The 23162-nt window shown below is 63.3% G+C and carries 23 protein-coding genes; 16 read left to right on the forward strand and 7 right to left on the reverse strand.

Annotated elements, in window-relative coordinates; genetic code table 11:
• Positions 1-456, reverse strand: coding sequence for a type II secretion system major pseudopilin GspG (gene gspG, locus F0Q04_RS06845; protein ID WP_182345023.1), 456 nt, complete (start codon positions 454-456; stop codon positions 1-3).
• Positions 457-521: 65 nt separating this feature from the next.
• Between gspG and F0Q04_RS06850 the strand changes: the two genes are divergently transcribed.
• Entirely contained in the window at positions 522-1121 is a 600-nt protein-coding gene (locus F0Q04_RS06850; RefSeq protein WP_182345024.1) for a type II secretion system protein N, read from the forward strand.
• A gap of 49 nt (positions 1122-1170) precedes the next feature.
• Here F0Q04_RS06850 and F0Q04_RS06855 read toward each other — a convergent pair whose 3' ends face one another.
• The 3 genes from F0Q04_RS06855 to ilvA are packed head-to-tail and all read right to left on the reverse strand — an operon-like array spanning position 1171 to position 4180.
• Positions 1171-1755: a histidine phosphatase family protein gene (locus F0Q04_RS06855; RefSeq protein ID WP_182345025.1), complete on the reverse strand. Its 585-nt coding sequence runs from the start codon at positions 1753-1755 to the stop codon at positions 1171-1173.
• Positions 1752-2588: an adenosylcobinamide-GDP ribazoletransferase gene (gene cobS / locus F0Q04_RS06860; protein WP_182345026.1), complete on the reverse strand. Its 837-nt coding sequence runs from the start codon at positions 2586-2588 to the stop codon at positions 1752-1754. The genes F0Q04_RS06855 and cobS overlap by 4 nt, the downstream gene beginning before the upstream one ends.
• A 23-nt stretch (positions 2589-2611) precedes the next feature.
• Positions 2612-4180 (reverse strand): threonine ammonia-lyase, biosynthetic, encoded by a 1569-nt coding sequence (gene ilvA / locus F0Q04_RS06865; RefSeq protein WP_182345027.1) that lies wholly within the window; start codon positions 4178-4180, stop codon positions 2612-2614.
• A 265-nt stretch (positions 4181-4445) separates the two neighbouring features.
• Between ilvA and F0Q04_RS06870 the strand changes: the two genes are divergently transcribed.
• The 5 genes from F0Q04_RS06870 to F0Q04_RS06885 all read left to right on the forward strand — a co-directional run bounded on the left by F0Q04_RS06870 (position 4446) and on the right by F0Q04_RS06885 (position 6201).
• Positions 4446-4664 (forward strand): hypothetical protein, encoded by a 219-nt coding sequence (locus F0Q04_RS06870; protein WP_133248057.1) that lies wholly within the window; start codon positions 4446-4448, stop codon positions 4662-4664.
• Positions 4649-5098, forward strand: coding sequence for an OsmC family protein (locus tag F0Q04_RS06875; protein ID WP_116924567.1), 450 nt, complete (start codon positions 4649-4651; stop codon positions 5096-5098). Before F0Q04_RS06870 ends, F0Q04_RS06875 begins: the two co-directional genes overlap by 16 nt.
• Positions 5099-5197: 99 nt before the next feature.
• The gene (locus F0Q04_RS23980) at positions 5198-5377 is read left to right on the forward strand and encodes a MarR family transcriptional regulator (protein WP_232539531.1); all 180 of its coding nucleotides are present in this window, start codon (positions 5198-5200) and stop codon (positions 5375-5377) included.
• A 90-nt stretch (positions 5378-5467) separates the two neighbouring features.
• The gene (locus F0Q04_RS23985; protein ID WP_232539532.1) at positions 5468-5797 is read left to right on the forward strand and encodes a nucleotidyltransferase domain-containing protein; all 330 of its coding nucleotides are present in this window, start codon (positions 5468-5470) and stop codon (positions 5795-5797) included.
• A gap of 23 nt (positions 5798-5820) precedes the next feature.
• Complete coding sequence (locus tag F0Q04_RS06885; protein ID WP_232539533.1) at positions 5821-6201, forward strand: DNA-binding protein; 381 nt, start codon at positions 5821-5823, stop codon at positions 6199-6201.
• 73 nt (positions 6202-6274) lie between these two features.
• On the opposite strand, the gene coq7 is transcribed toward F0Q04_RS06885, so the two are convergent.
• Complete coding sequence (gene coq7, locus F0Q04_RS06890; RefSeq protein ID WP_116924568.1) at positions 6275-6895, reverse strand: 2-polyprenyl-3-methyl-6-methoxy-1,4-benzoquinone monooxygenase; 621 nt, start codon at positions 6893-6895, stop codon at positions 6275-6277.
• Between the two features lie 323 nt (positions 6896-7218).
• On the opposite strand from coq7, the gene F0Q04_RS06895 reads away from it, so the two are divergent.
• The 9 genes from F0Q04_RS06895 to F0Q04_RS06935 all read left to right on the forward strand — a co-directional run bounded on the left by F0Q04_RS06895 (position 7219) and on the right by F0Q04_RS06935 (position 19564).
• Entirely contained in the window at positions 7219-8274 is a 1056-nt protein-coding gene (locus F0Q04_RS06895; protein ID WP_182345028.1) for a porin, read from the forward strand.
• A 552-nt stretch (positions 8275-8826) separates the two neighbouring features.
• Positions 8827-10407, forward strand: a complete 1581-nt coding sequence (locus F0Q04_RS06900) for an ABC transporter substrate-binding protein (RefSeq protein WP_182345029.1) — start codon at positions 8827-8829, stop codon at positions 10405-10407.
• A gap of 181 nt (positions 10408-10588) precedes the next feature.
• Positions 10589-11569, forward strand: a complete 981-nt coding sequence (locus F0Q04_RS06905) for an ABC transporter permease (RefSeq protein WP_116924570.1) — start codon at positions 10589-10591, stop codon at positions 11567-11569.
• 1 nt (position 11570) lies between these two features.
• The gene (locus F0Q04_RS06910; RefSeq protein WP_021025744.1) at positions 11571-12788 is read left to right on the forward strand and encodes a M20 aminoacylase family protein; all 1218 of its coding nucleotides are present in this window, start codon (positions 11571-11573) and stop codon (positions 12786-12788) included.
• Between the two features lie 50 nt (positions 12789-12838).
• Positions 12839-14413, forward strand: a complete 1575-nt coding sequence (locus F0Q04_RS06915) for an ABC transporter substrate-binding protein (protein WP_182345030.1) — start codon at positions 12839-12841, stop codon at positions 14411-14413.
• A gap of 53 nt (positions 14414-14466) precedes the next feature.
• Positions 14467-15378, forward strand: a complete 912-nt coding sequence (locus tag F0Q04_RS06920) for an ABC transporter permease (RefSeq protein WP_116924572.1) — start codon at positions 14467-14469, stop codon at positions 15376-15378.
• A 35-nt stretch (positions 15379-15413) separates the two neighbouring features.
• Positions 15414-16412, forward strand: coding sequence for an ABC transporter ATP-binding protein (locus F0Q04_RS06925; protein WP_182345031.1), 999 nt, complete (start codon positions 15414-15416; stop codon positions 16410-16412).
• Positions 16413-16417: 5 nt separating this feature from the next.
• Positions 16418-17470, forward strand: a complete 1053-nt coding sequence (locus F0Q04_RS06930; protein ID WP_232539649.1) for an ABC transporter ATP-binding protein — start codon at positions 16418-16420, stop codon at positions 17468-17470.
• A 213-nt stretch (positions 17471-17683) separates the two neighbouring features.
• Positions 17684-19564, forward strand: a complete 1881-nt coding sequence (locus tag F0Q04_RS06935; protein WP_232539650.1) for a bifunctional metallophosphatase/5'-nucleotidase — start codon at positions 17684-17686, stop codon at positions 19562-19564.
• 71 nt (positions 19565-19635) lie between these two features.
• Here F0Q04_RS06935 and F0Q04_RS06940 read toward each other — a convergent pair whose 3' ends face one another.
• Together F0Q04_RS06940 and zwf are read right to left on the reverse strand one after the other, a co-directional pair.
• Entirely contained in the window at positions 19636-20481 is an 846-nt protein-coding gene (locus F0Q04_RS06940; RefSeq protein WP_116924574.1) for a MurR/RpiR family transcriptional regulator, read from the reverse strand.
• A gap of 28 nt (positions 20482-20509) precedes the next feature.
• A complete protein-coding gene (gene zwf / locus F0Q04_RS06945) occupies positions 20510-21979 on the reverse strand; it encodes a glucose-6-phosphate dehydrogenase (RefSeq protein WP_182345033.1) in 1470 nt (489 codons plus the stop codon).
• 183 nt (positions 21980-22162) lie between these two features.
• On the opposite strand from zwf, the gene tal reads away from it, so the two are divergent.
• Positions 22163-23110: a transaldolase gene (gene tal / locus F0Q04_RS06950; RefSeq protein WP_182345034.1), complete on the forward strand. Its 948-nt coding sequence runs from the start codon at positions 22163-22165 to the stop codon at positions 23108-23110.
• Positions 23111-23162 lie beyond the last annotated feature (52 nt).

Raw genomic sequence — 23162 nt, forward strand, 5'->3', positions numbered from 1 at the left:
TTATTGCCAGCTGCCGATGTCGGCATTGTTGCCTTCACCACCGGCCTGGCCATCGGCGCCAAAGCTCATCACATCGACTTCGCCTTTGACGCCGGGGTTCAGGTACTGGTAGGGGTGGCCCCAGGGGTCATTGGGCAGCTTTTCCAGATAGGGCTTCCAGTTCATCGGCGCGGGGCCGCTGCTGGGGCGGTTGATCAGCGCGGCCAGGCCCTGCTCGGCGGTGGGGTAGCGCTGGTTGTCCAGGCGGTAGCGCTTGAGCGCACCACTGATGTTGGTGATGTCGGTGCGCGCTGCGGTCACGCGCGCTTCGTCGGCAGCGCCAATCACATTGGGCACGATCAGCGCGGCCAGCACGCCGATGATGACCAGCACCACCATCAGCTCGATCAGGGTAAAGCCGCGCTGGATATTGGCTTGGATGCGGCGTGCAGCCGACTGCGGGCGGAAGGAAAACATCATGCTCTCAGGTCAAAGGGGGTCAAAGTGGTGAAACTGACATCTGGGTGCATCATAATCTGCGAATGGTGACACTATCACGCAACCCCTGGTCTCCTCGGCTGGCGGCCGGCCTTTTGTGGGCTGGCGCTGCGGCATTGGCGGTGTTCTGGGGGCTCAAGCTGTCGGCGCCACGCCAGGTGCTGTTGGCCCCGCAGGCCGGTGGCCCCGCCCAGGTGCAGGTCGATGGCGCTGCGATGGCGCGGCTCTTTGGTGTGCAGGATGGCGCGCCCGTTGCGGCGCCCGCTGCCCCGACCCGCTGGCGCCTGCTGGGCGTGATGGTGGGCAAGGACAGCGGTGGCGGCGCGGCCGTCATCGCCGTGGATGACCAGCCTGCGAAGGTGTTCCGCGTGGGCACGGTCGTGGCCGATGGCCTGGTGCTGCAGGCCTTGCGCAGCGATGCGCCCCGTGCCGTGAGCCTGGGCGCCGGTGTCGATGGCCCGGCAGCTGTGACGATCAACCTGCCGGCCTTGCGCCCAGTGGATACGGTGGCTGCGCCGATCCCGGCCACTGTGCCCAATGCCCAGAATGCCCCAAATGCCGTGGCTGCGGCACCGCAAGGCGCTGCCCCCGTACCCGCTGCCGCACCGAATGTGGACCGCAGCACCGGTTCCTTGCGCGACTGATCGCCGGCGCTTTACGTAAAAGTTTGTTGGGGGCGGCCTGAAGCGGCTCTCAGGCCTCGCCGAACAGCGGCAATCGGAGCCATTCCCCATACGTGAGCTTGACCGAGGGCCAGTCCTTGGCCAGCGGTAGCCTTTGGCCCCGGGTCAGCAGCCAATGCGCGCATTGCGCAACACCTGCGTGGCTGATCCACAGCACGGGCTGGCCGGTGTCCAGCGCCTGTTGGCGCGCGGCATCCAGCGCACGCGCCACGCGCGCCATCATCGTGGCCAGCGCCTCACCACCGCCTGGTGCATAGGCCATAAAGTCAGCGGTCCAGGCCTGCATCTCTTCGCGGGCGATGCCGTCCCAGCGCTGGCCTTCCCAGGCACCAAAGTCCATTTCTGCCAGATCGTCGCAGGCGCGCAGCGCGAATGCCGGTGCCTGCGCCTGCAAGGCGGTGGCCAGCTGGCTGCAGCGCTGCAGTGGCGAATGCCAGACGGTGCCGGCCGGCAGTGCCTCAGCCGCCCAGGCACTTTGCAGGGCCAGTGCGGCGGCAGCGGTGGCCTTGTCATCGGCGGCGATGTTGGTGCGGCCGTAGCAGATGCCCGGCGCCACCAGGGGCTGGGCATGGCGCTGCAGCCACAGTGCGCTCATGCCACAGCCTTGGCCAACCACAGGCCTGCGGGGCCCAGCGACAGCGCCGCGCCCAGGTAGAACGCCATCTCGCTGACCTGCTCGGCAGCGCCCAGGCCATCACCGGTAAAGCCTTGCAGGCGGCGCTGCAGCCACTGGCGCATCCACAGCGCAGCGGCGGCGCTGAGCACCAGCGCCAGCAGCAAGACCACCCAGCCTTGGCTGAGACCCAGCAGCAAGGCGGCGGGCAGCGACCAGAGCAGGCAGCAGGCCAGGCCTTGGCGGCTGATAAAGGCAGCCAAAGGCTTGCTTTTGGACGAGGCGCTGTCGCCCACATGGGGCAGGCTGCGCACGACAAACATGGGCCATAGCCGGGCAATGACATGGGCGGCCACCAAGCTCGCCATGGCCAGCGCCAGGCTATGGCTGGCCAGCAGCGCGATGAGGGCCGTCTTGCTGAGCACGGCCAGCACCATCGCCATCGCGCCATAGGCGCCGATGCGCGAGTCCTTCATGATCTCCAGCGCGCGCTGGCGCTCGTGGCTGCCGCCCAGGCCATCGACCACATCGCTCAAGCCATCCTCATGGAAGCAGCCGGTGAGCAGCACGGTGGCCAAGGTGCTGAGCACGGCGGCGACCAGCGGGCTGTAGGCGTTGCCAGCTGGCAGCAGCAGGCTGCCAGCGGCGAGCACCCCGGCGGCCACCAGGCCCACGATCCAGCCCACGCCGGGGAAGTGGCCGGCGCTGGCGCGCAGCATCTCGGGGCTGTAGCCCACCCAGTCGCCCAGCTTGCCGGTGACCGGGATGCGGGTGAAAAACTGCACCGCGAGCAGAAAATGGCGCAAGGCTTGCATGCTGCGGCTGGGCCCGTTTGGCGTTAGGCCTGCAGGAACAGCTTGTAGGCCGGGTTCTGGGTCTCTTCGATCCAGGGGTAGCCCAGGTTGTTCAAGAACTGCTCAAAGCTGTGCGAGTCTTCCTGGGGCACCTGCATGCCCACGAGGATGCGGCCGTAGTCTGCGCCCTGGTTGCGGTAGTGGAACAGCGAGATGTTCCAGTTCGGCGCCATCAGGCTCAGGAACTTGAAAAGCGCGCCGGGCCGCTCGGGGAAGATAAAGCGCAGCAGGCGCTCGTCCTGCGCGAGCTGCGAGCGCCCGCCCACCATGTGGCGCACATGCTCCTTGGCCAGCTCGTCAAAGGTCAAATCCAGCGCTTCAAAGCCGTTCTTCTGGAAGTTGCGGCAGATTTTTTCCGACTCACCCTTGCTGTTGGTCGAGATGCCGACAAAGACATGGGCGCGCCGGTCATCGCTGATGCGGTAGTTGAACTCGGTCACGCTGCGTGCGCCACCGGGCAGGTTGCCGATGACTTCGCAAAAACGCTTGAAGCTGCCGCGCTCTTCGGGGATGGTCACGGCAAACAGCGCTTCCTTTTCCTCGCCCACATCAGCCCGCTCGGCGACAAAGCGCAGGCGGTCGAAGTTCATGTTGGCGCCGCTCAGGATGGCGGCATAGGTCTCGCCCTTGGTCTTGTTCTTGGCAACGTATTGCTTGATACCGGCCACGGCCAGCGCGCCCGAGGGCTCGACGATGGAGCGGGTGTCGACAAAGATATCCTTGATCGCGGCGCAGACGGCATCGGTGTCGACGGTGATGTATTCATCGACCAGGCCATGGGCGACGCGGAAGGTCTCCTCGCCCACCAGCTTGACGGCCGTGCCATCGGCAAACAGGCCCACATCGTTCAGTGCCACGCGCTTGCCTTCGCGGGCCGACTGGATCATCGCGTCCGAGTCGTTCATCTGCACGCCGATGACCTTGATCTCGGGCCGCACTGCCTTGATGTAGTTGGCAACACCTGCAATCAGGCCGCCGCCACCAATCGCGACAAAGACCGCGTTCAGCGGCGATGAGCCGATTTTCTGCACCTGGCGCATGATCTCCATCGCAATCGTGCCCTGGCCGGCGATCACGTCCGGGTCATCAAAGGGGTGGACAAAGGTGAGGTTCTGTTCCTTTTGCAGCTTGAGCGAGTGCTCATAGGCATCGCTGAAGCTCTCGCCGGCCAGCACCACCTCGCCCCCCAGGCCCTTGACGGCATCGATCTTGAGCTGCGGCGTGGTGGTGGGCATCACGATCACGGCGCGGGTGCCCATGCGGCTGGCCGACAGCGCGACACCCTGGGCATGGTTGCCAGCCGATGCACAGATCACGCCGGCCTTGAGCTGCTCGGCCGTCAGGTGGGCCATCTTGTTGTAGGCGCCGCGCAGCTTGAAGCTGAACACCGGCTGCTGGTCTTCGCGCTTGAGCAGCACCTTGTTGTGCAGGCGGCGGCTGAGGTTCTTGGCCGAGTCCAGGCTGGATTCAATGGCCACGTCATAGACACGCGCAGTGAGGATTTTCTTCAGGTAATCGGCCGGCGTCAGCGCGGCTGCAGTCTTGGAGGGCATAGGGATGCACGCTAGAGAAAGGAGGCAACGAGAAGGTAGCGCATGCGGATGGCGCGCCTGGTTGATGTGCCAGCCAGCAGGGCATGCGCGGGTGGCGGCATGGGCGGGGTGGCGAACATCAGGTGATCGAGAGACCGATGCACTATAACCGCTGGCATTCACTGGAGCGGACCGGCGGTGGAATTGCGCCGGCGCCGGGCAGAAAAAAAGCCCCTGATGTGAATCAGGGGCTTGAAACCACCATTTGAGAGGTGGAGGAGACAACTTGCAAGCTGCATCCCGCAGTGGGGGCTTTCGCCTGGCTGTGGAGCAGCAGATGAGTCCAAGTATAGCGATGTTTCTGCTGCGTTGCAGCAAAATAATGCCCGCAACCATTTTTTTTCCCAATGCTGTTGATAGACAGCAACAAGTGGCAGGGGAGAGGGCAGATCTGCCACACTGGTGGCGTTTGATTTTTGGAGTCTTGCAATGGAATGCACGGTAACGTGGACGGGCGCGAGCGGCGCCCGCTCGGGAATGGGCTTTGTCGCAGAAACGGGCAGCGGCCACGTGGTGGCCATGGATGGCGCGCCTGATGCGGCCAATCCTGCCAACGGCGGCCAGAATCTCGCCGCCCGCCCGATGGAGCTGCTGCTGGCCGGCACCGGCGGCTGCACCGCCTATGACGTGGTGCTGATCCTCAAGCGCGGCCGCCACGATGTGAAAAACTGCACTGTGGCGCTGAAGGCTGAGCGCGCCGACACCGAACCCAAGGTCTTCACCAAGATCCATATGCAGTTCACCGTCACCGGCAAGGGCATCCCCGCAGCGGCGGTGGAGCGTGCGATTGCGATGAGCCATGAGAAATACTGCTCGGCCAGCATCATGCTGAGCAAGACGGCCGAGATCACCACGGGGTTTGACCTGGTGGAAGCCTAAGCACGGGCGTAGACCTCCCGCAATGCCCAGGTGGCCATTGTGCGGGATGTCAACCTGACTGGAAGTTCGATGCAAAAAAGGCGACAATTGACGCCTTATATGAATCAATCTCTGATTGCCTTGTTGCTGCCGGAGTACCGGCGACGTGTCCTGGGGTTGCTGCTGCTGCACCCTGATGCACAGCTGCACGGGCGAGAAATTGCCAGGCGCACGGGGCTGCCGGCAGGCACCATCACCAGAGAGCTTGGCAAGCTGACATCGGCGGGCCTGTTGCAATGAGAAAAACGGGGCAACCAACAGCTGTACCGCGCAGACTGGAGCTGCCCCGTTTATACAGAGCTGGCCCGTATTTTGCGCAAGACATCAGGCGTGGCAGATGTCTTCGCGACCGCCCTGGCACCTGTCGCCGACAAGATCGATGTGGCCTTTATCTATGGCTCTGTGGCGCGCGGGCAAGAGACTGCGGGCAGCGACATTGACCTGATGCTGGTCGGTACACTAGGCTTTGACGAGGCGGTGCATGTGCTGTGGCCGCTGCAAGCGGAGCTGGGCCGGGAGATCAATCCGCAGGTACTGGGCCAGCAAGAGTTCGCGGCGCGCGCCCAGGCGGCGTTCATGCGCGATGTGCTGTCCAAGCCCAAGATCTTTGTGATGGGGGGTGACGATGAGCTTGCAAAACTTAGTCGGCATCAGTCTTGAGACCGTGGAGCCCAACGCAGCAAGTGCAGTCTTTGCTGGCTGCGCCTGACCGCAATATTGCCGATGCGCACATTGCCGGCTTAAGTGAAGAAAACCAGTTTGATGCCGCCTACAAGGCCATCATGCAGTTGGCCATGCTGGGCCTGATGGCCAATGGCTACCGCACACTGAAGAGCAAGCCCGGCCACCACCAGACCGCCATCCAGACGCTTGCGCTCACCGTGCAGTGGCCCAGCGAGAAGATATGGCCGCTGGATGCCTTGCGCAAACAGCGCAATTTGACGGACTATTCGGGAGACTTGGTCTCCCAGGCGGCGGTAGGCAGCTGCCGGAGCAATGCGATGGCCTTGCTCGCCCATGTGCATGCCTGGCTGCTGGCGCAGCGGCCTCACTGGCTCGATTGAGTGCTTTTGCAGGCCACCTCTGAGGCAGCCTTTGCATGGGGTCCCCGTCCGGGCCCTATCTATCTCTCTATCTCTATATATGGTGCGCCGTCACGGTCATCACCTTGGAGGCGATCTTCATCAGCATCCGGGCGGGCAGGGGCACGGGCAAGGCGCCGGCGTCCACCGCAGCGGCCGCGTGGCGCTCCTCGTCGGCTTTCATCTGGCTGACGACAGCCCGCGATGGTGCGTCGTGTGCTGGCAACAGGTCCAGGTGGGACTGCAGGTGCAAGGACACCTGGTTTTCCGTCTCCTCGACAAAGCCCAGGCTGGCGCGGTCGCTGACCTTGGCGGCCACAGTGCCAATCACAAAAGCGCCGGCAAACCACAGTGGGTTAAGCAGGCTGGGGCGTTCGCCCAAATCCTGCAGGCGCTGGTGGGTCCAGGCCAGGTGGTCCATCTCCTCCTGGGCCGCTTCCAACAGGTGCTCGCGCAGATGCTCGTCGCGCGTGACCATGGCCTGGGCGGTGTAGAGCGCCTGCGCGCAGACTTCGCCCACGTGGTTGACCCGCATATAAGAAGCGGAGAGCTTCTTCTCCTCAGGGCTGAGGTCCGCCTCATCGATGCCCGCAGCGGGCGAGGGGTTGGCCGCACGGGGCGTGGCAAACAGGGTGCGCAGCGCAGTATCTGCTGCGCAAAGGAGTCGATCTTGCATAGGGTGCCATGCTAACCAGTAGAATACACCCCGCTGCAAACATGGCGAATCTCCTCTGGAGGGGCTTGTTTTGCAGCAAATTTTTGTCGAAAAATTGGACGGCGGCTGACATTCGTTAAACGTTGCACTCAAGCAACGATTTACAGCGAATAGGTCCTCAAGTGGGGGAATTTGTTTGCGCAACCGCCTGCGGTCTGTTGAAATAGAGAGAACTTCCACACTAGGAGGTTGGCGCGGGAGCAGGTAGAAGTTGTGCAGAACCGTGAGGCTGACATCAACCCCCCCGTACCAGCGCCGTCTGTTAAACCTTGGAGTAACTCGCAATGAAAAAATCTCTTGTTGCCTTGGCAGTGCTGGCCGCTTCCGGCGCCGCAATGGCTCAATCTTCCGTGACCCTGTTCGGTATCGTTGATGCTGGCGTGACCTACGCTAAGACCAGCGGTGGCGAAAGCAACTACGGTCTGACCAACTCCGGTAACGCCACCAGCCGTCTGGGCTTCCGCGGCGTGGAAGATCTGGGTGGCGGTCTGAAGGCTGGTTTCTGGCTGGAAGGCGCAATCCAGAACGACAGCGGTACCGCTTCCGGCGGCGGCGCTGCAGGTCCTGGCTTCGAGTTCAAGCGTCGTTCCACCGTGTCCCTGATGGGCAACTTCGGTGAAGTGCGTCTGGGTCGCGAACTGACCGCAGCTTACAACACCGTGTCTGGCTACGACGTGTTCGGCCAAGTCGGTATCGGCCAAAACTTCAGCTTCGGCAACGGCACCTACGGCTTCGGCGACCCAGTTCGCGTGGGCAACATGGTTTCGTACTACACCCCTAACATGTCCGGCTTCACCGCTGGCGTGAACTACGGCTTCGGCGAAACCGCTGGCGACAGCTCCGCTAAGCGTTACATCGGCGTGTCCGCTGGTTACAACAACGGCCCTCTGAGCGCCGGTATTGCTTACGACCAGCAAAACGATCCTACCGCCAGCTTCGAAAAGGCTCAAGGTCTGGGTCTGGGCGCTGCTTACAACTTCGGCGCTTTCAAGCTGTCGGGTCTGATCCGTCAAGTGCAAAGCACCCCAGTGGGTGGTGGCAGCAAGGCTAAGTTCCAGTCCGCTGGTCTGGGCGCAACCGCTGCTGTCGGCGCTGCTGGCGAAGCCCGTCTGGCTTACAACTACTACGACAACAAGGAAATCGAAGGCAAGGCTCACCAGCTGTCGCTGGGCTATGTCCACAACCTGTCGAAGCGCACCGCTCTGTACGGCACCTACGCTTTCCTGAAGAACCAGAAGAGCGAAACCATGAGCCTGTCGGCTAACGGCCTGGGCATCGACCCAGCCCGCGCCGGCAAGAACCAAAACGCTATCACCGTTGGTGTGCGTCACGCTTTCTAATGAATGGCTAGGGGTTCCTAGCTACTCAATCTGAAAAGCAAAAAGCCCGTCGAAAGACGGGCTTTTTTTATGCCTGCTCGCCGCTGCCCTGTCCAGGCGCTCGGCCTTGTTCTGGGTAGATGGGGTCACTGCAGCGGCGACAGCGGCTGCGCCCGCTCGTGTTATCAGCCTGTCAAAGGTCCCATCTTGAAGCCCCACGCCGTGGGAAGCGCGAGACCCGTTGTGCTTTCCTGCCGATGCGGCAGGAGCGCTGCGGCGCTGGCTTGTGGCAGGCTTGATACATACCGCATGCTGTATCGGCGCTGGTAGCCGCCAAGATGCGCCTGTATCGCTTTTTTGACATGTGGGAATGGAAGGGCAGGCGTGGTCTGGCAGGCAGCGCGTTTTCATAATTAGCAGATGAAGCCGTGTTTTGCCCGACAAAACACCTGCTTTTGCCGGTCACCTAACAGAAATAAACGCGACTCGGGAATATCCCCGCCCTGGGGGAAGCACCATGCGGAAGATCGATTCCTTGCGGCATAGTGAAGCACTACTATTCTGCGAGGACTTATGAAACAGCCTTCTCTTGCTCTGGTTGCGATAGCGGTAGCCACCGTTTTGTCAGCTGGCGTGGCCCAGGCCAAGCCCTTCAAGTGGGCCAGCCAGGCCGACGTTGCCAGCTGGGATATCCATGCGCAAAACAATGGCCTGCACAACGCCATTCATCCCTATGTCTACGAGACCCTGGTCACCTACAACAGCAAGACCTTTGCGGTCGAGCCGCTGCTGGCTACCTCGTGGAAGGAAGTCACCCCCAAACAGATGCGCTTTTCATTGCGCCAGGGTGTGAAGTTCCAGGATGGCTCGAACTTCACCGCCGATGATGCGGTGTTCTCGATCACCCGTGCGATGGCCAAGACCTCGAACTACGGCCCCTTTGTCCAGGGCATCGAGAAGGTCGTCAAGGTCGATGATGGCACCATCGATATCTTCATGGTGGACCCCAATCCCGTGCTGCTGCGCCAGATGACCGAGCTGCGCATGATGAGCAAGGCCTGGTCGGAGAAGAACAAGTCCACCGAGCCGATGGACATCAAGAAGTCCGACGAGAATTTTGCCCACCGCAATGCGATGGGCACCGGCCCGTTCATTCTGGAGTCCTGGCAGCCCGATGTGCGCATGGTGCTCAAGAAGAACCCCAACTGGTGGGGCCAGATGCCGGGCAATGTGACTTCGATCACCTACACCCCGATCAAATCGGCGCCGACCCGCATGGCGGCGCTGCTGTCCGGTGAAGTGGACATGGTGCTCGATCCAACGCCGCAAGACTTGAACCGCCTGCGCGCCAGCCCGGACCTGAAGATCCTTGAAGGCTTGGAGAACCGCACAATTTTCTTTGGCATGGACCAGTTCCGTGACGAGCTGCCCGGCTCCAGCGTCAAGGGCAAGAACCCGCTCAAGGACCAGAAGGTGCGCCAGGCGCTCTACCAGTCCATCGACATCCAGGCGATCACCAAGACCATCCTGCGCGGCCTGGGCAAGCCCACTGGCACCCTGGTGGCGCCCCAGGTCAATGGCTGGACCGAGACCGTGGGCCAGCGCCTGCCCTATGACCAGGACGCCGCCAAGAAGCTGCTCACGCAAGCGGGCTACCCCGATGGCTTCGAGGTCGACTTTGCCTGCCCCAACAACCGCTATATCAGCGACGAGGCGATCTGCCAGGCGGTCACCGCGATGTGGGCCAAGATCGGGGTCAAGGCCAAGCTGCGCACCTTGCCAATGGTCACCTACTTCCCGATGATCCAGCGCAACGAAGCGAGCATCTACATGCTCGGCTGGGGTGTGCCGACTTTCGATTCGCTCTACAGCCTGCAGTCACTGGTGCGCACCGTCGGCAAGGGCGGCGACGGAAACTACAATGTCGGCCGCTACAGCAACGAGCGCATGGATTATCTGGTGGACCGCGTGAAAACGGAAACCGACCAGCCCGTGCGCACCCGCATGCTGACCGAGGGTTTGCAGCTGTCCAACGACACGGTCTCGCACCTGCCGCTGTATGACCAGGTGATCCCCTGGGCGATGAAGAAGAACATCGACCTGGTGCACCGCGCAGACAACCGGGTGGACATCAAACTGGTGACGGTCCGTTAACCAACGGCGAGCGGTGCGCAGGCCGGCTGCCCGATGCGGCAGCCGGCCATTTCATAAAAAGCGAAAGAAGAATAGGCAGACAACACGGGTGCCAGGAACGCTCTGCAGAACCCTCACCAACTGGGTTTTGCAGAGAGTTCCTAGGGCACCTTCCCTCTGTTTGTCACGATGAGAGTCAGCCATGTTTGCATTCATATTGCGCCGATTGATACAGGCGGTGATCGTGATGATCGCCGTGGCGTTCATTTCCTTCATGTTGTTCCAGTATGTGGGTGACCCGGTCACCTTCTTGCTGGGCCAGGATGCCACCCCACAGCAGATTGCCGAGTTGCGCAGTGCGCTGGGGCTGGACAAACCGTTTTTCGTGCAGTTCTGGCACTTTTTGCTCAACGCTGCCCAGGGCGAATTCGGCATCAGCCTGCGCCAGGGTGCCAAGGTCTCGTCCCTGATTGCCGAGCGCTTCCCGGCGACCTTTGAGCTGGCTATGGTGGCTGCGTTGCTGGCCTTGGTCATCGGTGTGCCGATGGGCGTGTATGCCGCGCTGCGGCGCGGCAGCTTCATGAGCCAGGTGTTCATGACCTTGTCGCTGCTGGGTGTGTCCCTGCCCACCTTCCTGATCGGTATCTTGCTGATTTTGATCTTCTCGGTGCACCTGGGCTGGTTCCCGAGCTTTGGCCGTGGCACGACGATGCAGCTGGGCTTTTGGAGCACCGGCTTGCTGAGCGCCAAGGGCTGGCACCACATCATCTTGCCGGCCATCACCTTGGCCGTGTTCCAGCTCACGTTGATCATGCGCCTGGTGCGCGCCGAGATGCTGGAGGTGCTGCGCACCGACTACATCAAGTTCGCCAAGGCCCGGGGCCTGAGCAACCGTACGATCTACTTTGGCCACGCCCTCAAGAACACGCTGGTGCCGGTGATGACCATCACCGGTCTGCAGCTGGGCGGCCTGATTGCCTTTGCCATCATCACCGAGACGGTGTTCCAGTGGCCCGGCATGGGCCTGCTGTTCATCCAGGCGGTGACCTTTGCCGATATCCCGGTCATGGCCGCCTACCTGTGCCTGATTGCGCTGATTTTTGTGGTGATCAACCTGGTGGTCGATCTGTTGTATTTCGCTGTCGACCCGCGCCTGCGCGTCGAAAAATCGGGAGGGCACTGAGATGCCACGTCTGCCTTATAGCGCGAGCTCGCGCGCCTTTTCTCACCTGGCCCAGATCCATCCGGAGCTGACGGCCTTCCGCCGTGACCTGCATGCCAATCCGGAGCTGGGTTTTGAAGAAAAATACACCGCTGCTCGCGTGAGCGAGGCGTTGCGCCTGTGTGGTGTCGATGAGATCCACCAGGGCATCGGCAAGACCGGCGTGGTCGGTGTGATCCGTGGCCACAAGCACGGCAGCGGCCGCATGATCGGCCTGCGCGCCGATATGGATGCACTGCCGATCACCGAGCAGGGCAACTGCAGCTGGCGCTCGGGCAAGCAGGGGCTGATGCATGCCTGCGGCCATGATGGCCACACTGCGATGCTGGTGGGCGCGGCGCGCTATCTGGCCGAGACGCGCAATTTTGACGGCACCGCTGTGCTGATCTTCCAGCCCGGCGAGGAGGGCTATGCCGGCGCGCGCGAGATGATCCAGGATGGCCTGTTCGAGCGCTTCCCGGTCGATTCGGTCTATGCGATGCACAACTGGCCTGCGATGCGCCAGGGCATGATCGGCATCAACCCCGGCGCGATGATGGCCGCGGCCGACCGCATCCAGATCAATATCACGGGCAAGGGCGGCCACGGCGCCCATCCTTACCAGACCAATGATGTGGTGCTGGCGTCGGCACACCTGATTACGGCGATCCAGTCCATCGTCTCGCGCAATGTGCGTGCCATCGACTCGGCCGTCATCAGCATCTGCGCGCTGCAGTCGGGGGACCTGGCTGCGTTCAGCGTCACGCCGGGCTCGTCGACCTTGGTGGGCACGGTGCGCACCTTCAACCCCGATGTGCAGAACATGGTCGAGCGCCGCCTGGGCGAGCTGTGCCAGGCGCTGGGCCTGGCCTTTGGCGTGAACGCGCAGCTGCAGTACGAGCGCTCCTACCCGGCGACGATCAACACGGCCGAAGAAGCGGTGTTTGCCGGCGATGTGGCCTCTGACCTGGTGGGCGAAGCCCTGGTGGTGCGCAACATGGACCCGAGCATGGGCGCTGAGGATTTCTCCTTCATGCTGCAGCAAAAGCCCGGGGCCTATCTGCGCCTGGGCCAGGCCGTCGGTGACGACATCATTCCGCTGCACAACAACCGCTACGACTTCAATGACGATGTGCTGCCGCTGGGTGCGGCGCTGCACGCCGGCATTGTCGAGCGTGGCATGCCACTTGCTTTGGGCTAAAGCCTCCGCACCCGGCCCTTGCGGGCCGGACTTCAGAAAAGGGGAAAACGATGAAACACACGATGAGCAAGACCTTGTTGGTATCGATGTTGGCGGCCGCCTATGTTTGCGCCGGCGCGCAGACGGTGCGCATCGGTTCCCAGGGCGACGCCCTGTCCATGGATCCGCATTCCTTCAATGAGACGGTGCAGCTGAGTGTGACCGGCAATGTCTACGAGCCGCTGGCCGGCCGCAACAAGGACCTGAGCCTGCGCCCGGTGCTGGCCACCAAGTGGGAGCAGACCTCACCGACCGTCTGGCGCTTTACCTTGCGCAAGGGCGTGCAGTTCCATGATGGCACGCCGTTCACCGCCGATGATGTGGTGTTCTCGATGATGCGCACGCAGCTCGAAGGCTCGGACATGAAGTCCTACACCAACCCCATCAAGGAGACGCGCAAGGTCGATGACTACACGGTGGACATCGAGACCAAGGACCCGGCCCCGATCCTGCCGAGCATGATCTCGCAGGTCTACATCATGAGCAAGACCTGGTCCGAGGCCAACAATGCCGTCAACCCGGTGGACCGCCGCAAGGGCATCGAGAACACCGCCTCGTTCAAGGCCAATGGCACCGGCCCCTACCGCGTGCGCGAGCGCCAGCCCAATGTGCGCACCGTCTTCAACCGCAGCGCCAACTACTGGGACAAGGTCGAAGGCAATGTGCAGGAAGTGGTCTACACGCCAGTGGCCAATGATGCGACCCGTGTGGCCGCGCTGCTGTCGGGCCAGGTCGATGTGATCGACCCGGTGCCGGTGCAGGATCTGGACCGTGTCGCCAATACCGGCGGCACCCGTGTGGTGTCCGGGCCTGAGCTGCGCGCCATCTTCATGGGCATGGACCAAAAGCGCGATGAGCTGCTGAACTCCAGCGTCAAGGGCAAGAACCCGTTCAAGGACAAGCGCGTGCGCCAGGCCTTCTACCAGGCCATCGATATCGAGGGCCTGCACAAACAGGTGATGCGCGGGGCCTCGGGCAATCTGGCCACCTTGATCGGCAAGGGCGTCAACGGCTACACCGACGACATCAAGCGCCTGCCCTACGACCCGGCTGCGGCCAAGAAACTGCTGAGCGAAGCGGGCTACCCCGATGGTTTCTCGCTGACCTTGAACTGCTCGAACGACCGCTATATCAACGACAGCCGCATCTGCCAGGCGGTATCGGCCAACCTGGCCAAGATCGGCGTCAAGGTGCAGCTCAATGCCGAGACCAAGGGCACCTATTTCCCGCGCATCATGCGCCATGAAACGGCCTTTTACATCCTGGGCTGGACGCCGTCGACCTACGACGCCCACAACCCGCTGCTGGCCTTGATGAACTGCAATGACGGCAAGGGTGCTGGCGCGTTCAACTACGGCAACTACTGCAATCCCAAGGTCGATGCCTTGACCCGCCAGGTGCAGTCGGAGACCGACACCACCAAGCGCAACCAGGCGATCCATGAGGCGCTGCAGACCGTGGCCGACGATGTGGGGTACCTGCCGCTGCACCAGCAGTTCATGAACTGGGGGGTGAGCAAGAACGTCGAGCTGGTGCAGATGGCCGATGGCTTCATGCCCTTCAAGTGGATGACCGTGAAGAAGTAAATGCCCCGGGCCGCTGCGCTGCAGCGGCTGGCGACTAGAGAGAGAAGATGACGATGAAAAACCGAATCAGGCGCTGGATGGACAGCGATGTGGGCTACAGCTTTCGCAATTCGCCCACAGCCATCGTGGCCGCCCTCATTGCGGCGGTCTGCGTGTTTTGCGCGCTGTTTGCCGGCTGGGTGGCGCCGCACAACCCCTTTGACCTGACCACGCTGGAGCTGAGCGATGCGCGCATCCCGCCGGTGTGGAGCGAAGAGGGCGGCTGGAAGTACATCCTGGGCACCGATGACCAGGGCCGCGACATTCTGTCGGCGCTGATGTATGGCGCGCGCATTTCGCTGATCGTGGGACTGGCCTCAGTGGCCCTGTCCGTGGTCGTCGGGGTGGGTCTGGGCCTGCTGGCTGGCTTCAAGGGTGGCTGGATCGATTCGGTGCTGATGCGCCTGTGCGATGTGATGCTGTCCTTCCCGGCCATCCTGGTCGCCTTGCTGATCGCCGGTGTGGGCCGCGCGGTGTTTCCCAATGCCAATGAATCGCTGGCCTTTGGCGTGCTGATCATCTCGATCTCGCTCACCGGCTGGGTGCAGTACGCACGCACGGTGCGCGGCTCGACGATGGTCGAGCGCAACAAGGAATATGTGCAGGCCGCCCGCGTCACCGGCGTGGCGCCGCTGCGCATCATGGTCAAGCATGTGCTGCCCAATGTGCTGGGCCCGGTCATGGTGCTGGCCACCATCCAGGTGGCCACAGCCATCATCACCGAGGCGACCCTGTCTTTCCTCGGCGTGGGCGCGCCGCCCACGTCGCCCTCGCTGGGCACCCTGATCCGCGTGGGCAATGACTACCTGTTCTCCGGCGAATGGTGGATCACGATCTTCCCGGGCCTGATGCTGGTGCTGATCGCGCTGTCGGTCAACCTGCTGGGCGACTGGCTGCGCGATGCGCTCAACCCGCGCCTGCGTTGATGGTGCGGACACAAGACGAACAAGGAACAACCACGATGTCATTGTTGGAAGTTAAAAATCTGGTGGTCGAGTTTCCCAATCGCTATGGTGTGCTGCGGGCGCTGGACAACATCTCCTTTTCCATCGCCCCCGGCGAGATCCTGGGCGTGGTCGGTGAATCGGGCGCGGGCAAGTCGCTGACGGGCGCGTCCATCATCGGCCTGCTCGAGCCGCCAGGCCATGTGGCCTCGGGCGAGATCGTGCTCGAAGGCGAACGCATCGACAACCTGTCCGCCGACAAGATGCGCCATATCCGGGGCCGCCGCATTGGCGCGATCTTCCAGGACCCGCTCACGTCGCTGAACCCGCTCTACACCGTGGGGCGCCAGCTGATCGAGACCATCCAGACCCACCTCAAGCTCTCGGCCTCGGAGGCGCGCCAGCGCGCGATCGAACTGCTCAAGGACACCGGCATTCCGGCAGCCGAAGAGCGGATTGACCACTTTCCGCACCAGTTCTCCGGCGGCATGCGCCAGCGCGTGGTGATTGCGCTGGCCCTGGCGGCCGAGCCCAAGCTGATCGTGGCCGACGAGCCCACGACGGCGCTCGACGTATCGATCCAGGCGCAGATCATCAGCCTGCTCAAGAACATCTGCCGCACCCGGGGTGCGGCGGTGATGCTGATCACCCATGACATGGGCGTGATTGCCGAGACCTGTGACCGGGTCGCGGTGATGTACGCCGGCCGTGTTGCGGAAATCGGCCCGGTGCATGAGGTGATCAACCACCCCGCGCACCCCTACACACGCGGCCTGATGGCGTCCATCCCCGATATGGAAGCCGACCGTGAGCGCCTGAACCAGATCGACGGCGCCATGCCCCGGCTCAATGCCATCCCCAAGGGCTGCGCCTTCAACCCGCGCTGCCCCCAGGTGTTTGACCGCTGCATGGAGCAGCGCCCCGAGCTGATGGCCGCGGGCGCCACCCAGGCCGCCTGCTGGCTGCATGCAGCCGATTACCAGCCCCAAGTGGCTGCCACCGAGGACACGGTATGAGCGAGATGGCAACCATGACGAACAAGGACACAGCAGCGCTGCAAGGCGCGGGCGACAAGCAGCCCCTGGTGCAGGCGCGTGACCTGGCCAAGACCTTTGATGTGTCGGCGCCCTGGCTCAACCGGGTGCTGGAGCGCAAGCCGCGCAGCCTGCTGCGCGCCGTCGATGGCGTGAGCTTTGACATAGAAAAGGGCAAGACCCTGGCCTTGGTGGGCGAGTCCGGCTGCGGCAAGAGCACGGTGGCGCGCCTGTTGGTGGGCCTGTACGGCCCCACGCGCGGCACCTTCACCTTCGATGGCCAGGACGCGCATGCCGCATTCCGCGACCCGAATGCGCGTGCGATGCGCCGCCGCGTGCAGATGATCTTCCAGGATCCCTATGCCAGCCTGAACCCGCGCTGGTCGGTCGAGCAGATCATTGGCGAGCCGCTCAAGGAGCATGGCCTGATCACCAACACCGAGCAGCTCAAGGCGCGCGTGGCCGAGCTGCTGGTGCAGGTGGGCCTGGCGCCGATGGACATGATCAAGTACCCGCACCAGTTCTCGGGCGGGCAGCGCCAGCGCATCTCCATCGCCCGCGCACTGGCGACCGAGCCGGAGTTCCTGGTCTGCGACGAGCCCACCTCGGCGCTCGATGTGTCGGTGCAGGCCCAGGTGCTCAACATCATGAAGGACCTGCAGAAAAAGCGCGGTCTGACCTACCTGTTCATCTCGCACAACCTGGCCGTCGTGCGCCATGTCAGCGACCAGGTGGGGGTCATGTATCTGGGTAGGCTGGTAGAGCTGGCCGATAAGCAAACCCTGTTTGCCAAGCCGCGCCACCCCTACACGCGCATGCTGCTCGATGCCATCCCGAAGATGCACGACACCGGCAAGGCGCGCACCCCCGTGCAGGGCGAGGTGCCCAATCCACTGAACCCTCCCACCGGCTGCGCTTTCAACCCGCGCTGCCCGCTGGCCAATGAACGCTGCCGCAGCGAGCGTCCACAGCTGCTCGACGATGGCGGCGTGAAGGTGGCCTGCCATGCGGTGCAAGAGGGGCGCATCCCCGTTGTGTGATGCACTGGCGACCGCCTGCGCTGTGCGCGGGCAGCCCTCCAAACCGGCGTCCTGGACGCCGGTTTTTTCTTGGAGCGGATGCCTTGACAAGCCCCTTGGCTATTACAGAAAGTCACACCTACGTCATCTGGCGGACAAACCATAGAGCTCTTTGTCAAAACGGAGAGAGCAGAAATGGTTGCATTGTCAGTGCGAGAGGGTGCACGTCAGGTGATGGTTTGGACCGTGTGCGGCGTGGCAGCCGCCGTGTTGATGGCTTGCGGTGGAGGCGGCTCCAGCGACAACGACAGCGAAAAAGACGATGTGCTGACGATCCTGCACATCAACGACCACCATTCCACCTTGGCCAGCAAGACGGCGACGCTGCAGTTGCCGGTGGACGGCAAGACCACGGCCGTCACCGTGGACGCCGCAGGTTTCCCCCGCGTGACGGCCGCCATCGAAGCGATCGCTGCGCAGTCGACCCATGTGCTCAAGCTGCACGCCGGTGATGCGGTGACCGGTACCTTGTACTTCAACCGCGCAGGCGCCGATGGCGAGGCCGACATGGCCATGCTCAATACCGTGTGCTTTGATGCCTACACCTTGGGCAACCACGAGTTCGACAAGGGCGACACGGGCCTCAAGGGCATCCTCGATCGCCTCAAGAACGGCAAATGCACGACCCCGGTGCTGAGCGCGAACGTGCAGTTCGGTGCCAGCTCGGCGCTGAACCCCAGCCGCGCACCGAACATGGTCTCGCCCTCCACCGTGGTCGAGCGTGGCGGCCAGAAGATCGGCATCGTCGGCCTGACCATTGCGCAAAAGACCAAGGCCTCGTCCAGCCCGGACAAGGACACCTTGTTCGAAGACGAAGCCCTGGCGGCCCAGCGTGAGATCGACAAGCTGCAGGCCCAAGGCGTCAAGCGCATTGTGCTGCTCAGCCACATCGGCTACGACAACGACCGCACCCTCGCCAAAAAGCTGCGCGGTGTGGATGTGATCGTCGGCGGTGACTCGCACACGCTGCTGGGCCCGGATGCGATGAAGACCATTGGCGTGGGCACGCCAGGCGGCGCCTACCCCACCAACACCACCGACCTCGACGGCAAGCCCGTCTGTATCGTGCAGGCCTGGGAATACTCGCAGGTCGTCGGTGAGCTCAAGGTCAAGTTCGACAAGGACGGCGTGGTCAGCCAGTGCGAAGGCACGCCACACGTGCTGATCGGCGATGACTTCAAGATCGCAGGCACTGCCGCGACTGAAGCGCAGCGCACGTCCATCATCAGCAGCGTGAACGCCGCCGGCTTCCTGCGCATCACGTCGCCGTCTGCCCAGGCGGCCGCCGTGCTCAAGCCTTTCACCGAAAAGGTCGCCAGCTTCAACGTGACCAAGGTGGCCTATGCCCCGCAAGAGCTGTGCTCGCGCCGGGTGCCGGGCGGCGAAGGCAGCACCGACTACAGCCGCTCCAGCGCGGCCTGCAATGCCGAAGGCAGCGTCAGCCTGCGCGGTGGCGATATCCAGCAGCTGGTGGCCCAGTCCTACCTGGAAGTGGCCAACGCGCACTACGGCGGTGCCGACATCTCGCTGCAAAGCGGCGGTGGCGTGCGCATTCCGCTCAATGGTGAAGTGACCGCGGCCAATGCGATCCAGGTGCTGCCGTTTGGCAACATGCTGTTCCGCCTGGATGTGACCGGCGCGGAAGTCAAGGGCATGCTTGAAGACGGCCTGGAAGCTGTCTACGGCGCAGGCGGCTCGACGGGCCCTTACCCCTACACCGGCGGCATGCGCTTTGATGTGAATGCCAAGGCCGCCTTTGGCAGCCGTGTCACCGGCATCGAAGTGCGCGACACCACCAGCGGCCAATGGACTGCGCTGGACCAGGGCAAGACCTATCGCCTCTTTGTACTGAGCTTCAACGCCAACGGCGGTGACGGCTACAAGACCTTGGCCTCGGTGCCAGCAGCGCGCCGCCTCGATATCGGCGTGCTCGATGCCGATGTGTTCTTCAACTACATCGAATCGCAGCCCAAGGATGCCACCACCGGTCTGCCAGCGCTCAAGCGCCTGTCCACCGACCTGTACAGCACCAAGAGCTTTGTGGATGTGCGTTAAACACTGACGCCGCATGACGAAGGGGCAGCCTAGGCTGCCCCATTTTTCGTTCCGGCCAGGCAAAAACGCCGTCAGGTATAGCGCTTGGCGTGCAGGTTGTCCTTCATCTGCTGCAGCACCGGCTGCAGCGGCTCGCCGATGCGCAGCGCCACGCTGGTGGCCAGCACATCGAGAATCAAGAGGTGCAGCAGGCGCGAAACCATGGGGCTGTAGCGGTCATAGCCTTCGGGGTGGTCGGCGGCCAGGTGGATATTGGCCGCGCGTGCCAGCGGCGAGCCGCTGGCGGTGATGACAATCGTCGTGGCGCCATTGCGCTTGGCAATGTCGGTGGCATCCATCAGGTCGCGCGTGCGGCCGGAGTTGGAGATAACGATAGCGCAGTCGCCCGCACCCAGCATGGTGGCGCTCATCACCTGCATATGGCCGTCGCTGGTCGCCAAACTGGTAACGCCCAGGCGGAAAAACTTGTGCTGCCCATCCTGCGCGACGATGCCGGAATTGCCCACGCCATAGAACTCGATGCGCTTGCCCGCCTGCCAGGTCGCCACGATGGCGCTGGACGCGGCCTCCAGCGCCGTGGTGCTGGCAGCATTGCGGTAGGCCAGAAAGGCCGCGACCGAGTTGTCCACCACCTTGACCAGCACATCGCTGGTCTTGTCATCGGCATCGACACTGCGGTGGATAAAAGGCACGCCTTCGCTGACGCTGCCAGCGAGCTTGAGCTTGAAATCGGCCAGGCCGTCATAGCCCATGCTGCGGCAAAAGCGCACCACGGTGGGCTTGCTGACATGGGCGAGCTCGGCCAGCTCGCGCACCGGGCGCGAGGCAAAGGCGCGCGGGTCGGCCAGCACCAGGCGGGCCACGCGCTGCTCGGCCGGTGCCAGCGAGGGGAGAGAAGCGGTGATGCGGTCTAGCATGGGGATCCCTTGTGGGTGGTAGCGGTGCTCAAAACTCTTCCATCCAGCTGTGGCCGTCGCGCGCGACCAGTGCGCTGGCAGCGCCCGGGCCCCAATGTCCGGCCACATAGGGGCGCGGGCTTTCGCCGCGGGCATTGGCCTGCTGCCAGGTCTCCAGAATCGGCTCCACCCACTGCCAAGCGGCCTCCTGCTCGTCGGCACGCACAAACAGGTTCAGGCGCCCAGCGATCACGTCGAGCAGCAGGCGCTCGTAGGCGCCCACGCGCTCGGTGCCAAAGCGCTGGTCAAAGTCCAGATCCAGCGCGGCGGGCGACAAGGTCTGCACACCGCCGGTATCGGCCTGGCTTTGCGCAGCAGCCATCAGCTGCAGGGTCAGGCCATCCTTGGGCTGCAGGTGGATGGTGAGGCGATTGGCCGCGCCCAGCGGCGTGCGGTAGATGGCATGGGGCACCTGGCGGAAATGAACGACGATCGAGGCCTCGCGCCCGGCCAGGCGCTTGCCGGTGCGGATGAAAAAGGGCACACCGGCCCAGCGCCAGTTGCTGATCTCGGTGCGCAGCGCGACAAAGGTCTCGGTCTGGCTGGTGGGCGAGACGCCTTCTTCCTGGCGGTAGCCCGGCACCGGCTTGCCGGCAATCTGGCCTGCCGCGTACTGGCCGCGCACCACGTCGCGGCTCACCGTCTCCGGTGTCCAGCGCTTGAGTGACTGCAGCACCTTGAGCTTTTCATTGCGGATCGCATCGGCGTCAGCGCTGATGGGTGGCTCCATGCCAATCGCGCACAGCAGCTGCAGCGCATGGTTTTGCACCATGTCGCGCAGCGCGCCGGTACTTTCGTAGAACTCGCCGCGCTTTTCCACGCCCAGCTGCTCGGCCATCGTAATCTCGATGCTGGCAATGTTCTCGCGCCGCCACAGGGGCTCGAAGATGGCATTGCCAAAGCGCAGCGCCAGCAGGTTCTGGACCGAGGGCTTGCCCAGGTAGTGGTCGATGCGGAAGATCTGCGCCTCGGAAAACACCTCGCGCACCGCTGCATTGATCGCGCGGTTCGAGGGCAGGTCATGGCCCAGCGGCTTTTCCAGCACCACGCGGGTGCGCTCGGTGGCCAGGCCCGCTGCGCCCAGCTGCTCGCAAACGGTGGTGAACAGCGAGGGAGCGGTAGCCAGGTACATCACGACGGTGTCGGCATCGCGCGCCTGCAGCAGCTCGCGCAGCGCGGCATAGTCGGCCGGTTGCGACAGGTCCATGCGCAGGTAGTGCAGGTGCTGGGCAAAGCGGGCAAATTCCGCGTCGCTGGGCCGCTTGTCGGCCTCGACCTCGGCCAGCCGCTGGGCGATCAGCGCGCGGTACTCGTCGTCACTCATTGCCCCTCGGCCCACGCCGATGATGCGCCCGCCCGCAGGCAGGCTGCCGTGGCGGAAAGATTGAAACAGCGCGGGCAGCAATTTGCGCCAGGCCAGATCGCCGGTGCCGCCAAATAAAACCAGATCAAAACGCATGAAACTTCCTGAACATCAAGGCAGGGATTAATGTAACTCAGTTTCATGTTCGGGGAGAAGACGTAGAATGCATCCACCCCTCAACCGCACATAAGTTCGGTTAAGCTTGAGCGCCCCCCGTGTTGGCTGCAACGCGTAGGGGCAGACAAGCACGGCTAACCGGATATGGACCAAGAGCAGACCATGAACCAACTCGATGCACTCAAAGCGCTGACCACGGTGGTGGCAGATACCGGTGACTTTCACCAGCTGGCGCAGTTCCAGCCGCAAGACGCGACGACCAACCCGTCCCTGATCCTCAAGGCTGTGCAGAAGGCCGAATACGCGCCGCTGCTGACGGAGACCGTGCAAAAGTTCCGCGGCAAGCCGCTCGATGAGGTGATGGACCGCCTGCTGGTGCGCTTTGGCGCCGAGATCCTGTCCATCATCCCGGGCCGTGTGTCGACCGAGGTCGATGCCCGCCTGTCATTCGACACAGACGCGACAGTGGCCCGTGCCCAGCGCATCATCGCGCTGTACGAGGCCGAGGGCGTGCACATCGACCGCGTGCTGATCAAGATCGCCTCCACCTGGGAAGGCATCCAGGCGGCCAAGGAGCTGGAAGCGCAGGGCATCCACACCAACCTGACCTTGCTGTTCGCCCAGTGCCAGGCCATCGCCTGCGGCCAGGCCCAGGTGCAGCTGATCTCGCCGTTTGTCGGCCGTATCTACGACTGGTACAAAAAGCAGGCTGGCAGCAACTGGGACGAAGCTGCGATGGCCGGTGCCAACGACCCGGGTGTGAAATCGGTCAAGGCCATATTCGATTACTACAAGCATTTCGGCATCACGACCGAAGTGATGGGCGCGAGCTTCCGCAATATCGGCCAGGTCACCGCGCTGGCGGGCTGCGATCTGCTGACCATCTCGCCCGAGCTGCTGGCCCAGTTGGCCGCCGCTGACGCACCGCTGCAGCCCGCGCTGAACGCCGAAGCGGCCAAGGCGCTGTCGCTGGAGCATGTGCAGTATGACGAGGCGGGCTTTCGCTTTGCACTGAACGAAGACGCGATGGCCACCGAAAAGCTGGCCGAAGGCATCCGCGCTTTTGTCGCCGATGCCATCAAGCTCGACAAGTTGTTGCAATCGGCCTGATCGGGTGGCTGCCAGCCCGCCTGGCAGCCCCGTGCAGCCATTTACACTGCCC

It is taken from the genome of Comamonas koreensis (assembly GCF_014076495.1).
GTDB classification, from domain to species: Bacteria; Pseudomonadota; Gammaproteobacteria; order Burkholderiales; family Burkholderiaceae_C; genus Comamonas; species Comamonas squillarum.